Raw genomic sequence first — 13,957 nt, 5'->3', positions numbered from 1 at the left:
AGCAAATTAAATACCAAAAGGCATTTTATGGAATCCAAAGCACAAGAAAAGCAAGAGCAAAAAAAAGGCTATAATCCACAAGATATAGAATCTAGATTCTATGCTATATGTGAGGAACGAGGCTATTTTGAAATTGAGGGGAATAAATCTCTCTGGCAAGATTGTGCGCCAAAATGCTTTAGCATTATGATGCCCCCACCTAATGTTACAGGAGTGCTTCACATAGGACACGCACTTACTTTTACTCTCCAAGATATTATCACAAGATTTAAACGAATGGAGGGCTTTAAAACACTCTATCAACCCGGCTTAGACCACGCAGGGATTGCTACTCAAAATGTCGTATTAAAACAGCTTTCAGCACAAGGTATAACTAAAGAATCTTTAGGGAGAGAAGCATTTATAGCTAAAGTATGGGAATGGAAAGAGCAAAGTGGGGGGGAGATTCTCAATCAAATGCGTCATCTTGGCATCACGCCTGCGTGGTCGCGTTTGCGTTTTACGATGGATAAAGGATTACAAAAAGCTGTAAAAAAAGCCTTTGTGCAATGGTATAATCAAGGGCTTATCGTGCAAGATAATTATATGGTAAATTGGTGCGTGAATGATGGTGCGCTTTCAGATATTGAGGTAGAATATGAGCAAAATCACGGCAAGCTTTATTATTTGCGCTATCCTATTAAAGATTCTGCTCAATCCCTCATCGTAGCTACCACGCGTCCGGAAACATTTTTTGGCGATACTGGCGTAATGGTCAATCCAAATGATGAACGATATAAGCATCTCATTGGTAAAAGCGTGATTCTCCCATTATTGGGGAGAGAAATACCTATTATAGCAGATTCTCACGTTGATATGAGTTTTGGAAGTGGCTGTGTAAAAGTAACACCTGCCCACGATATGAATGACTACGAAGTAGGTAAAAGGCACAATCTCCCATTTATTACGATTTTTGACGAAAAGGGTATATTCAATAAAAATGCAGGAATCTTTCAGGGACAAGAACGTTTAGAATCTCGCCCTCTTATTGTCCAAAAATTACAAGAAAATGGCTTTGTAGAAAAAATAGAAGATTATACAAATCAAGTTGGTAAATGTTATCGCTGCGGCAACATTGTAGAACCCTATATCTCCAAACAATGGTTTGTCAAAAAAGAAACAGCACATAATGCCATTCAACGTGTTAATAATGGCGAATTACATTTTTACCCTGCACAATGGCTTAATAATTATAATGCGTGGATGAGAGAACTCAAAGATTGGTGTATTTCACGGCAGCTTTGGTGGGGACATAGAATCCCTGTATGGTATTGTGAATGCGGCAATAAAGTCGCTTCAGAATCTGATAATCCTATCTGCCCTCAATGTCAATCCACTATCACAAAGCAAGATGAAGATGTGCTTGATACTTGGTTTAGTTCTGGATTATGGGCTTTTAGCACTTTGGGCTGGGGTAATGAGGATACAAATACTCAACCTCCCCTTTATCACGCAAATGATTTGGCAGAATTTTATCCTAATTCATTGCTTATTACGGGTTTTGATATTTTATTCTTTTGGGTGGCACGTATGATTTTAAGTGGAGAATCCTTACTTGATTCACTGCCTTTTAAAGATGTTTATCTTCACGCACTTGTGCGCGATGAAAATGGGCAAAAAATGAGCAAAAGCAAAGGCAATATCATTGACCCTATGGAAATTATATCCTCTTATGGGGCAGACACACTCCGCTTCACTCTAGCAATTTTATGCGCACAAGGGCGCGATGTGAAACTCTCTACTCAATCTCTTGAAATTTCTAAAAATTTCACAAATAAGCTTTATAATGCTACAAATTTCCTTAATATGTATTTGGAACAACTCGGCGGTAAAGAGGCTTTAAGAAAAGGTTTTGGCGATATTAACCATATACACATAAATACACCACTTGGACAATATATGTTAGTAAGATTCTATACTGCTACAAACGAAGTAAGAGCAGCACTTGAGAACTATCGTTTTAATGATGGGGCAAGTATTCTTTATCGCTTCTTATGGGGAGAATTTTGCGATTGGGGTATTGAACTTGCAAAAGCAAGTAAAGATTCTATTTATGAGCTAGGAGCAATCTTTAAAGCTGCGCTTATACTGCTTCACCCTTATATGCCCTTTATCACAGATGCGCTTTGGCATACGCTCAATGCAAGCGATATACAAACTTCCGATTCTATTATGATTCACTCTTATCCCAAAGCTATGGAAAAAAATGAGCAGCACTCGCAACTAGAGCGGACTTTTGAGGTTATTCAAGATGTCATTACTTCTATCCGCCGATTAAAAGCAATGCTTGAGCTTGGCTCTGCAAATATTGAGTGTATTTTTGTCAAACTCAATGCACCATTTGAACACTCACTCCTTGAGCAGTTTGTTTGCAAGCTTGCTAAAGTCAAAACTCTTTGTATCACACAGCAAAAGCCTAAAGATTGCGTAGGGGATGTAAGCAAATATTGTGAATGCTACATACAACTTGGAGAGATTGATTTACAAGCTATTGGCACTCGTTTGCACAATCAACGTCAAAAACTTGAAAAAGAAATTACCAAACTTCAAGCTATGCTTGGAAATGAAAATTTTATAAAAAATGCCCCAAAGGCTGTAATGGAACAAAATCAAAGTGCATTACACAATGCGCAAGAAAAATTGGATAAAATTAACGCTGAACTTATCGCGCTTGGATTGCAATCTTAAAAATACAAAGGAGAACAAATGAAAAAAATACTCTTGCTCGTGCTGTGCTTTTATCTTAGTGGCTGTGGAGATTCTTCACAAAAACAAACATATTATACGCAACTCATAGATGAAGTTATGGCTATCAAAGAACATAAAACACAAGATGCGCAAACTCATATATCCGAAGATGCGCAAGCACTTATTTCTCGTGCCCACACTTCGGGATATGAGCTTATTACGCCAAAGGAACTTTCTTTACATCTTGATGAATATATCATCATCGCTACATTGCCGCGAGGTATTTATAATCTTGGGCTTATCCCTGAAGCACGACACTTTGAATTTGCCCTAAGCCCATCGCTCAATGAAGATGGAAGTGATTGGAACTGGACAGCTGATGCACTTGGGAGGACGCAAGAAGATTTTATCAAGCTTTTAGGCGAAGATAAAGAAGCAAAAATTCTTTTTTATGATAGTGGCGAAAATATCTTCTCTCCTGTGGGAAGCGCTCACGTAGGATTATTATGGGCAAAGCATTTAGGTTATACACATCTTTACCGCCTCATAGGCGGACAAAATGCGTGGAAAGATATGCACTTGCCTCTTAGCACACAGGTTCCACATTGTTGTCAAATGTAAATAAAATTTTGACTCTATTAAAGAACTGCACACTTTGCGCATATTGTAAAGATTCTATAAAGAATCTTGCAAAAGGTTGCAATCCCACATTTACAGAAATGCAAAATTTTACAAAAGCTCCCAATTTTGAATGGGAGAAAACTCGCAAAAATACAAATGCAAAAAAAGGCTATTTTACAAATCTTAATCCCCAAATGCCACATATCAAACGCGCGTCTTGGTGGGAAGTTGCAAGATTCTATCTTTTTAAACCCAAAAATGCTAAGCCCAAACGCCCTTTGCCTTTTATTAAAACCAATTTCAAAACACTCTATACAAAAAATCCTGCCGTTGTATGGTTTGGACATTCCTCACTCCTTATAAATTATGAGCATTTTAAAGTTCTTATTGACCCTGTTTTTAGTGATTATGCTTCGCCAAAAGCTTGGATTAATCGTGCTTTTAAATCTGATGTCTCTTGGAGTGATGATGATTTTGATAACATTGATGTGCTTGTGATTACCCACGACCATTATGACCATTTAGATTATCCTACAATAATAGCTCTCAAGGATAAAGTCAAACTTTTTGTTGTTCCGTTGGGTATCGGCTCTCATTTGCGCTTTTGGGGTGTAGAATCTGATAAAATTACAGAACTCTATTGGTGGCAAAGTTTAAGCCTTGCTCCTGCTATTAAAATCACTTCTACTCCTTCACAACATAGCTCTGGCAGAGGAATGCAATGGGATAGGACACTTTGGACTTCTTATGTTATGGAAATTAAAGACAAAAGAATTTTTCTAAGTGGCGATGGAGGGTATTATACACACTTTAAAGAGATTGGAGATAAGTTTGGTTGTATTGATTTAGCGATTTTAGAAAATGGGCAATACAATATTGCGTGGCAATATTCACATTCTTTTACACCTCAAGTTCTTCAAACTGCCCTTGATTTAAAAGCTAAAATGATTATGCCTATCCATTATGGACGATTTGTTGCAGGAAGTCACGCGTGGAATGAACCGCTCAAAAATCTTATTGCGCTCTGTGATGCACATTCCTTACCTATAAGTGCACCAAAAATAGGTGAGGTTTATGAGCTAAATACTCCGCCTAAAATGGAAATATGGTGGAACTTTTAGAGTTGCTTTTACTTACGAAGCTCTTTAATACGAGCAGCTTTGCCTCTTCTTGAACGTAGATAATAAAGTTTCGCTCGGCGAACCCTTCCTATGCGTAATACCTCTATGCTATCTAAACTTTCACTATACAGCGGAAAAGTCTTTTCTACACCTATATTATTTGCGCCCATTTTTCTTGTGGTAAATGTCCTATCAACACCATTGCCACGAATAGAAATGCACACGCCTTCAAAGTGCTGGATTCTCGTTTTATCACCCTCTTGGATTTTAATCCCTAATCGGAGCGTATCCCCTGCCTTAAATTGCGGCACTTGTTTCTTACCAATTTGTGCTTCTTGGAAACTCTGAATATATCTATTCCTCATTTTACAACCTTATTATTTAATTGCTGCTGCTCAATAAATACGCGATATGCTTGATACAAATCTGGTCTAAAATATTTTGTCTTACATATCGCCAAGCGTTTTTTTAAGCCCGAGATTTTACTATGATTTCCCTTTGAATACTCTGAAGGTGTAGCAGAAAATTTTATTTTTTGATTAAAAATTTTAGTAAAATTTGGTGCTTCAAGAAGATAATCCTCAAAACTCTCTCCTTGCAGAGAATCTGCATTCCCAAGCACTCCTTGAATATGCCGTGCAATACTATCACACAACATCAATGCAGGCAACTCGCCTCCTGTAACAATAAAATTACCCACACTCATTACCTCATTGGCATATTGTTCCACCAAACGTTCATCAAAACCCTCATATCGCCCACACACAAAGGTAATATGCTTTTTATGGCTTAAACGCAAAGCGTCATATTGCTGAAAGGGTTTGCCACAAGGACTTAAAAAAATAATATGAGAATGTGTTAATGTCTGCAATGCTACCCCTAATACATCAGCTCTTATAACCTGCCCTGCACCACCACTAATTGGTGGCTCATCAACCTTTTGATATTTATCAAGAGCATAATCACGAATATTGAGTGTTTCTACACTAATAAGCCCATTTTGAAGCGCTCTTTTAAGTATAGAATCTGTAAAATAAGATTCTATAAGTGTAGGGAAAAGTGTCAAAAAAGAAAATTGCATATTCAACTCTGCTCCAAAATTCCCAAAGCATTGCGCGTGAAAACGCCATTTGGAGAAAGAGAAAGCACAAAATGCTCAATATTGGGAATAAAAAATTGCTTATTCAAACCTTTGCTCACAAGTGCTGAATCTGTCGCCACAAGAAGATAATCAAGTGTGCCAATGCGCTCTATATCTTTGATTTTGCCTAGCTTTAACTCCCCATTTTCAAACCTATCGCATACATCTGCACCTATGATTTCTTCCCACAAAAACTCTCCCTCTTTTAACTCACACATAGCCTTGCTTTCTTCAAATGTAGAATAAAGCTCACAATGAACAAGCTTAGCGGCACTTTCACGCGAAACATATCCTTCAAATTGCACAAGATTTTTTGCAAGATTAAAAGAATGAATACAAAGTGTGCCAAAAGATTTCGTATGAAAAGAAGCTTTTGGCACAAAAATTGAAGGGAAATCACTCATAATATGCAACTTTAATCCCCCATTCACTCCTACAAGACGACCTATTTTAGCAACCAAAAGAAAAGAGGATTGCTTCATTGTTAAGTTTAATGAGCCTGCACAGCGATTCTATAATTTTTGCCATCTTTGGCTTTGGTGCCAGATATAAAAGTCTTAAGAGAGCCCACCATTTTACCATCACGTCCAATCAATCGCCCTACATCTTCAGCATCAGCAAGGATAATAATTTCACAAGTGTTATCTTCCATATCTTGCATCTGTATTTGTATTGCCTCAGGTTTATTTGCAATCTTTTTTGCATATTCCTTAATAAAATTTTCAACCATATTTTGATCTTTAATTTACTTTTTTGAGGTGAGCTTCGCTACTCTCTCACTCATTTTTGCACCGACATTTTTCCAATATTCCAATCGCTGTGCATCATATTTGACAAGCGCAGGTTCAACCAAAGGGTTATAATATCCAAGCGATTCTATCCAACCGCCGTCCCGTTTTTTACGAGAATCTGTTACTACGATACGATAAAAAGGTTTTTTCTTGCGCCCCATTTTGGTAAGTCTAATCACTGTTGCCATTTGCTCTCCTTGAAAATTTAACTCTATATAAAAGCCGCATTATAGTTTATTTTGCTTAAATCATCATTATTTTATTATTTTGGTATCCTAAGATTTCCCATCATACTCATAAGCTCCTGCATACCACCTTTTTGGGAGAGTTTCTTGGCAAATTTCGCAGCTTGGTCAAACTGCTTGATAATACGATTTATATCACTGACTTCCAACCCGCTCCCTTGCGCTATTCGTTTGCGTCTTGAGCCATTAAGCAAATCTGGATTCTCCCGTTCTTTTTTTGTCATAGAATTTACCATCGCGCGAATATTTTTAATCTCGCTTGATTTGTCCAAATCCACATCTTTAAGTGCATTTGCCATACCTCCAAGACCTGGAATCATTGAAGCGATTGAACTCATTGAACCAAGCTTTTTTACATTTTCAATTTGTGCGATAAAATCTTCAAACCCAAATTGCCCTTTTTTAATTTTTTTTGCAATAGTTTTAGCCTCTTCTTGATTGATGACATTTGCTGTCTTCTCTGCAAGTGAGGCAATGTCTCCCGCTCCCATAAGGCGCGAGATAATTCTATCGGGAATAAAAATATCAAAATCCGCTATTTTTTCTCCACTTCCAATAAATTTAAGTGGAATGCCTATCTGATATGCAATTGAAAGGGCTATTCCTCCTTTAGTATCACTATCAAACTTAGAAAGAATAACGCCATCAATCCCAATTTTCTCATCAAAATGCTGTGCTGAACGGATTCCATCTTGTCCGCTTAGAGAATCTGCTACATATAAACATTCACTCGCAGACACTGCACGCTTTATTTCCTCAAGTTCGCTCATCAACACCTCATCAATAGCTAATCGCCCAGCACTATCAACGATAACTATGTCATAATGCGCTTCAATCGCCTTTTGCTTTGCCTCTTTTGCTACATATACAGCATTATTTGGCTGACTTGAATGTGAAGGAGTAAAAATATCTACTTCTATACTTTGTGCGAGTTGAGTGAGCTGCTCAATAGCTGCTAAGCGGTGTAAATCACACGCTACAAGCAACACTTTTTTGCCCTTTTGCTTGAAATAAAGAGCAAGTTTAGCACTTGAAGTGGTCTTACCGCTTCCTTGTAAGCCCATCATTATGATAACACTTGGAGGTGTGGGTGAAAAACTTATGCCATAACTTTTTGAAGATTGGAGAATCTTGCTTAGAGCATCTTGGAGCGCATTTATGAAATTTTGCTTGCCAATACCCGCTTCTTTGGTGCGCTGTTGCACTTCCTGTATAATTTGCTTTACTGCTTTATGATACACATCATTTTTTAATAATGTCTTTTTTAATTCATCGCACGCCCTCTGCAATGATTTTTCATCATCGGAGAAACGAATTTTATTAATAATACCTTTAAATGAGCTTGTCAGCGTATTAAACACAAAACTCTCCTTAAATTTTAGAATCTAGATAAATTTTGTTTAAGAGAAAATTTTATACCAAAATCACTTTTATTATGCTTTTATTTGCCTCAAATATTTATGATTACAAGATACTTTATATCTTTTTTAAGGATTATACCAATGATGAACTTTGAACAACATCTACGAGATAAACACTTAAAAATCACTCCTCAACGCATTGCCACGCTTAACCAAATCTATAATAACGGACATATGAGCATAGAAGAGATTTATGAGCAGATTAAACAAATCTACCCTTCTATTTCTCTTGCTACAATTTATAAAAATGTCAATGCGCTGTGCAAAGCAAATATTTTGCGTGAAATCAAAGCGCCCAAGGATAAGCAAAAATATGAGTTAAGTAGCGATAAGCATTTACACGTATATTGTGAAAAATGTGGCAGGCTAGATGATATTAAGCTTGATACTCGTGCTTTAGAGCAAAACTGCAGTGCAAGCAGTGGCTATACTATTTCTGATATTTCAGCCGTGCTTATGGGAGTATGTCCAGATTGTAAAAATGCTTCATAGCATCTTATAATGAATTGTTACTATGGCTCATAGCTAACATTTTGTAGCTCATAGTCATTTTATTTAATCCAGATTCTATAATCTCTACACATCGTGCATAAAAGAGGGCAATATCATCTCTAGGGATATGAAGGGCACATAACATCATCGTATGCAGAATATGTGAAATGCTCCCTTCAAAAAGCACGCCTACAAATGGTTCTTTGGCAGATTTTTTGAGAATCAAAGCATAAAGCATATCAATGCGTTTAAAAAGCTCAACTTTATGAGCAACATTTCTTTGCACTTTCTCTTGTATTTCGCTTCCTACACTTTCGCGCAATAAGCTTAAAATCTCTTCTTTATAAGTTATTATACTATCTTGATAGAATCTACAATCATCTCGCGTGAGCACAGCTTGCCTATGAGCAGACATATAACTTTTGAGTGCTAATATTTGAGCGCTTTTATCAATATTGCGTAATGTAAAATCATCAGTGCAAGCAGGACGCGCACCACGAATGTATGCTCCCTGACCTAGATTAATTACCATTTTGGGCTTAAATATCCCTATGGCTTTGCTCATCATCGCACTTGAGAGTGAAAAAAGTGCATCAGCATACACTTCGCTCTCTCCATTACCTTGCACAGCATAAGCATTTTGAGGAATAGTGCTCTCCTCCTCTCCATAAAATGAACCCTGTGCGTGCTTACTCAACCCTTTAATATAACCACAATCAAGTCCGCAAATAAGCACTTCCTCACTTAATAAACAAGCAAGGGCGAATCCTGCATTACCTACATAGGGTGCGGCGAATTCAACTACACTTTTTACCCCACCAAAATACGCACTCGCACTTCCACCGCGCATAAATATATATGCCTCTTCAGCAAGAGCGAGTGCGTCAGGTTGCACCATATTGCCGCATAAAAGCGTAGTTTTACCCAAAGGGGCGGATTGTAAAACATCTTTAAGATAAGATATACGCTCAATCTCAATCTGAAAATCAGGCTCAATACCTGCATTCTTAAGCGGCTTGAGCGCGGTGCCACAACTAAAAATAATCATATTAGGCGCATTAGCTTTGATAAAAGGCAGTAACATATCAAGACTTGGTCCATTTCCTACAACACATATAGGCGCATTAACACGCTGTGGTAGGTGCAAAATAGGATAAGCTAGATGCGCTTTATTTGTGCCCAAATTGATAAATGTATTTTTTACGCCTATCATCTCATCATCAAAGCTCCCCCAACCCCTAGAATTTATTGCATAAGCTTCTGCGACACTCTCTTGCACAGCTTGTAATTTAGGACTATCATACAGGCATAATTCAAGGCGCAAAAAGTTATTTGTAATTCTTCTTTGTGCAAAATAATTTTGGACAAATTCTTTATGCAATAAATCCTTGACAAATACATAACACGAGCGCTCACTCACACGCTCAAATAACAAAGGGTAATCTACAAAATAAAGTGAGATTCTAAAAAAATCTATATGCTCTTCAAAAAGCAATAAGGAATGAAAATAGTAGCCCTGCTCAATCAAAAACTGCAAAAACATACCACCAAGTAACCCAAAAAGCGTCATATTCGGCAAAAAATGTGAGGGGAGATGAAAGCGATTTGCTCCCCTAAACTCATTTAACATCATATCAATCATAGGATTGCAAATCCCTGCGGTGAGAGGTAATTTCTCTTCGTCAAGTTTATGGAGGGCTAGACGATTTGTATGCAGAGTATAGGCTGAATTATTCAATGGATTTGAGGATAGAGCGAAATTTTGCTCTATCATTGTATGTTTAAGCTTCTTGCCCTTTTTGCGCGTAGGATAGACAAAATTTTTAGTATGCACATCAATGATGTTTAAATCCTCCCCATTGCAATACACATTATACTGCGCAGGAGGAGATTTAAGCTCTTCAAAAAGCTTAGGGTTAATTGAAGCAAAAAAATTCATATTGAGTGCATATCGTTTTGCAGTGTAAGATTCTAAAAGATGTAATGCACCACTTTGACAAATAGCACGAAGACTTGTAGGCTGCATTTGTGTTTGATGTGCGTTATCCATATATATTATAGCACCTCTGCACGTCCATTTTTCATCACTACCAAGTCCTCAATTCGCACACCAAATTCCTGTGGGAGATAAATACCGGGCTCAACAGAAAATACCATACCATCCTCTACGCATTCCTCACTTAAGCGCGAAATGCGTGGTAACTCGTGTATATCAAGCCCTACACCGTGTCCTGTGCTATGCACGAAATATTTGCCATAGCCACTTTTTTCAATCACATCACGTGCTAGAGAATCTATTTGTTTAGCTTTCATACCGCTCCTTGCCTTTGAAATGGCTTCTTCTTGGGCTTTTAAAACAATATCATAGATTTTTTGATACTTTGGATTTTTAAATTTTTGCTTCTTGCCAAAATGTATTTCACCTTTAATAGCAGCTGTGCGCGTCATATCTGAACAATATCTTTTATATTTTATTCCAGCATCAAAAAGCAAAATATCATTTTTTGCCAAATAACACTTTGCATTGGGCAAAGCGTGGGGTTTTGCTCCATTAGCATTAATGCCAACAATTGGTTCAAAGCTTAACTCATACTCTCCAAAATGGCTCAAAAACTGCATAGCCTGATAATGCAATTCTTTTTCACTTGGAGATTTTTTAACAATCTTATTTAAATATATACCAAATCGTTTAAATGCCTTTTTGTTAAGCTTTTGTGATGTTTTAATAAGGGCAATCTCTTGCTCGCTTTTGCAGATTCTAAGCTTTTGATGAAAATTCTCTTGTGGAATAAGCTCACATTTGTGCTTCTCAAGCGCATTTTTAAGCTTTTCATACATTTGCACACTTAATTCTTGGGGGTTAAACACTATTTTATGTATATGGAGCTTTTGTAGCACTTCTTGCACGCTTTGTATAAAATTTGCAGATTCTATCACTTCGGTGCGTGGTTTGCATAATTCTTTGGCTTCAAGGGTATAACGAGAATCTGTAATAAAAAATCTGCTTTCCTCTATGCACACAAGTAGAGCATTATCACAGCTAAAACCACACTCATAATATTGCGCACTCTCATCAAGGCTAAGATAAGGCAGGGAGCTAGAATTTCTCATCATCTAGGCATTTTGGTTATTTTGCTGTGCTTTGAGGGCGGCAATTTCATTTGCAATTTGTAAGATTCCCATAAGAGCCAAATGATAGCCAAATGCACCAAAACCTGTAATTACACCCGCACTTACTGCTCCTGTGTAGCTTTTGGAGCGGTATTCCTCTCTTGCGTGGATATTGCTAATATGCACTTCAATCACAGGCACACCACAACTTGCAATCGCATCAGCAATGGCGATAGAAGTATGCGAAAAAGCAGCAGGATTAATCAAAACACCTGCATATTCTCCACCGATACACTCTTGGAGTTTATCAATAATCTCGCCTTCAAAATTGCTTTGAAAAAACTCTAATTCTGCATTATTTTGCTTGGCTTGAGCTTGGAGATTGTTATGAATCTGATCTAGTGTAAAATTTCCATAAATATGCGGCTCACGATGCCCTAAAATATTGAGATTTGGTCCTTGAATGACTAAGATTTTCATTTGCTCTCCTTAAATTTATAGAATGCGAATCTATTTAGCATTCCTTAAGAGCGCATATTATAGCTAAATTTACAAAATAATGTGAGTATTTGTCAATTCGACGACAATTAACTTTTAAACTACCACTGCAATTTGCCTGTTCTATTTGGTTTTTTTAAAATATTTTCTACATCACCCATATCTTTAATACTAAGACTACTATCATAAAGATTACAAATGCGATTTAATCCCTCATATATACCATTATCATCAGCATTTTGATAAGCTTTTTGATAATCTGCAAAAGACGAGTCTAAACTCATAAGTCGCTCTTTATGCGTAGAGGCTATAAGCTCTTCTAGCTTTTCTCTATCCTCAATAAGTGCAGGAAGTTTTTGAGCAATAATATCCGCTATTTCCTCTGCTCTTAGCTTCGCCCTATCCCTTGCGGCAAAAACTCCAAAAAGTGTATCAAGGACCAAATCTATACTTCTATGCGTTACCACAACAGCAAAAGCCCCGGCAATAATAGCAAAAACAGGAGTAAATGGCACAAGCGGGGGTGCCATACTTGCTAAGATTGGCTTTAAGCCTTCCTCTAATGCCAAGGTGCTAACAACCCAAGCAGCAGAAAAAAGAGACTTTAAAATTATCCCTAGCAATTCCCTTAGGTTTGATACTTCTCCTTTAATATAAGAAACAATACCATTATAAATAGACTTTAGCGCTGTGCGAATCTTATCCCATACGAGTTTTAACTTCCCTGCTATACTTCTAAAAATCTGCCCTACAACGCCCACAGCCGCATCTATTGCGCCAAACCCAGCACCTCTTCCAAATGTTGCTTGAAAAGCCTCAATTGTTCTTTTCAAAAGTCTTTTAATGCGTTTTAATATAGAGGTTTGAGTATCTATGCTTCCCCCAAACATATCTTTAATCTCCCATATTACACCATTTGCAAGGGTAGCTAGAGCTGCTATGATTGCATCACTAAAACCTGCTTGAGCAATATGCCCACTTGCTACGATACTTTGTGTTGCCACTGCGGTTATTCTTGGATTCTCACACATAAGGCGATTGCACATATTATTTGCATTGAGTTTTTCTAGAGCTTTCTCTGCTTTTTGTGCTTTTTCTACTGCATTTTGATTCTCTGGGTTATTTTTGCCTTTCTCAATCATTTTTTCTAAATCCTCTTTACACTTTTTATAATCATCAAAAGGCATTTTTAGCTCATCTACAGCCGAATCTCCCTCCAAATACCTATCTTTAAGCAAGCCTTTTGTATCTCTAATCACTTTAAGTTGAGTGGTTTTTACAATATTGCCGTTTTTATCAAGTGTAACAGTATCTGTGGTATTATGATTTTTTCTTACTAGATTGCCTAGTTTTTCAAAATCCATATTTTCCACTTCATTGGGATAATTTGCCATAATATGCTCATACTTTTCTCTATCTTCTGTATTAAGCTTTGTAATATCTTTACCACTTGCTCGTATGTCTCGCACTTTTTTAATATCTGCAAGTGTATCTGTTGTGTAAGTTTTATTACCTGTATTTAATAGAGAATCTTTGATATTTTGCTGCCCTATATCAAGCTCTTCAAAAGTTTGTCCAAAGAATTGATTATTCTTTTTGTGTTGATCATATGCCCTAAATGTATCTTGCGTAGCTCTTACTGCGGCACCATAAGCTTCATAAGAGCTAAAGCTAAAATTCACAGGCAAATTAAAAATATTCAGCCCAAACCTTGCCAAAGTTTGTGTGCCAATCTCATCAATGACTTCCTCATAAAGTGCCTTTTTTGTCATTTTTACTCCTTAAAAAA

14 protein-coding genes are annotated in these 13,957 nt (G+C 37.1%); 4 read left to right on the top strand and 10 right to left on the bottom strand.

What is annotated here, in order from left to right; genetic code table 11:
• The first annotated feature begins 27 nt into the window (after positions 1-27).
• Genes LS66_RS02530 through LS66_RS02520 form a run of 3 tightly spaced genes read left to right on the top strand, consistent with a single transcriptional unit; the run spans position 28 to position 4,469 of the window.
• Positions 28-2,727, top strand: a complete 2,700-nt coding sequence (locus LS66_RS02530; RefSeq protein ID WP_034365212.1) for a valine--tRNA ligase — start codon at positions 28-30, stop codon at positions 2,725-2,727.
• An 18-nt stretch (positions 2,728-2,745) separates the two neighbouring features.
• Positions 2,746-3,348, top strand: coding sequence for a rhodanese-like domain-containing protein (locus tag LS66_RS02525; protein WP_034365214.1), 603 nt, complete (start codon positions 2,746-2,748; stop codon positions 3,346-3,348).
• Positions 3,333-4,469, top strand: coding sequence for an MBL fold metallo-hydrolase (locus LS66_RS02520; protein WP_236096965.1), 1,137 nt, complete (start codon positions 3,333-3,335; stop codon positions 4,467-4,469). Before LS66_RS02525 ends, LS66_RS02520 begins: the two co-directional genes overlap by 16 nt.
• Positions 4,470-4,477: 8 nt before the next feature.
• Here LS66_RS02520 and rplS read toward each other — a convergent pair whose 3' ends face one another.
• From rplS to ffh, 6 genes are all read right to left on the bottom strand, one after another.
• Complete coding sequence (rplS, locus tag LS66_RS02515) at positions 4,478-4,834, bottom strand: 50S ribosomal protein L19 (protein WP_011115775.1); 357 nt, start codon at positions 4,832-4,834, stop codon at positions 4,478-4,480.
• On the bottom strand, positions 4,831-5,550 hold the full coding sequence (gene trmD, locus LS66_RS02510; protein WP_034365268.1) for a tRNA (guanosine(37)-N1)-methyltransferase TrmD: 720 nt from the start codon (positions 5,548-5,550) through the stop codon (positions 4,831-4,833). The genes rplS and trmD overlap by 4 nt, the downstream gene beginning before the upstream one ends.
• Before the next feature lie 2 nt (positions 5,551-5,552).
• Complete coding sequence (gene rimM / locus LS66_RS02505) at positions 5,553-6,092, bottom strand: ribosome maturation factor RimM (RefSeq protein WP_034365218.1); 540 nt, start codon at positions 6,090-6,092, stop codon at positions 5,553-5,555.
• An 8-nt stretch (positions 6,093-6,100) separates the two neighbouring features.
• Complete coding sequence (locus LS66_RS02500) at positions 6,101-6,340, bottom strand: KH domain-containing protein (RefSeq protein ID WP_011115778.1); 240 nt, start codon at positions 6,338-6,340, stop codon at positions 6,101-6,103.
• Positions 6,341-6,355: 15 nt separating this feature from the next.
• Positions 6,356-6,589, bottom strand: a complete 234-nt coding sequence (gene rpsP / locus LS66_RS02495) for a 30S ribosomal protein S16 (protein ID WP_011115779.1) — start codon at positions 6,587-6,589, stop codon at positions 6,356-6,358.
• Between the two features lie 74 nt (positions 6,590-6,663).
• Entirely contained in the window at positions 6,664-8,007 is a 1,344-nt protein-coding gene (gene ffh, locus LS66_RS02490; protein WP_034365221.1) for a signal recognition particle protein, read from the bottom strand.
• A 141-nt stretch (positions 8,008-8,148) separates the two neighbouring features.
• On the opposite strand from ffh, the gene LS66_RS02485 reads away from it, so the two are divergent.
• Positions 8,149-8,559, top strand: a complete 411-nt coding sequence (locus tag LS66_RS02485) for a Fur family transcriptional regulator (protein WP_011115782.1) — start codon at positions 8,149-8,151, stop codon at positions 8,557-8,559.
• A gap of 4 nt (positions 8,560-8,563) precedes the next feature.
• On the opposite strand, the gene LS66_RS02480 is transcribed toward LS66_RS02485, so the two are convergent.
• The 4 genes from LS66_RS02480 to LS66_RS02465 all read right to left on the bottom strand — a co-directional run bounded on the left by LS66_RS02480 (position 8,564) and on the right by LS66_RS02465 (position 13,940).
• A complete protein-coding gene (locus LS66_RS02480) occupies positions 8,564-10,609 on the bottom strand; it encodes a 6-hydroxymethylpterin diphosphokinase MptE-like protein (RefSeq protein ID WP_081947921.1) in 2,046 nt (681 codons plus the stop codon).
• A 5-nt stretch (positions 10,610-10,614) separates the two neighbouring features.
• On the bottom strand, positions 10,615-11,673 hold the full coding sequence (locus LS66_RS02475) for a M24 family metallopeptidase (protein WP_201273647.1): 1,059 nt from the start codon (positions 11,671-11,673) through the stop codon (positions 10,615-10,617).
• Positions 11,674-12,150, bottom strand: a complete 477-nt coding sequence (gene aroQ / locus LS66_RS02470; RefSeq protein ID WP_011115785.1) for a type II 3-dehydroquinate dehydratase — start codon at positions 12,148-12,150, stop codon at positions 11,674-11,676.
• A 119-nt stretch (positions 12,151-12,269) separates the two neighbouring features.
• Entirely contained in the window at positions 12,270-13,940 is a 1,671-nt protein-coding gene (locus LS66_RS02465; protein WP_034365224.1) for a hypothetical protein, read from the bottom strand.
• Positions 13,941-13,957 lie beyond the last annotated feature (17 nt).

Source organism: Helicobacter sp. MIT 03-1614, assembly GCF_000762925.2.
In the GTDB taxonomy this organism is placed as follows: Bacteria; Campylobacterota; Campylobacteria; order Campylobacterales; family Helicobacteraceae; genus Helicobacter_C; species Helicobacter_C hepaticus.
Note: the sequence above shows the minus strand (reverse complement) of the source record. Positions and strands in the feature narration are given on the sequence as shown.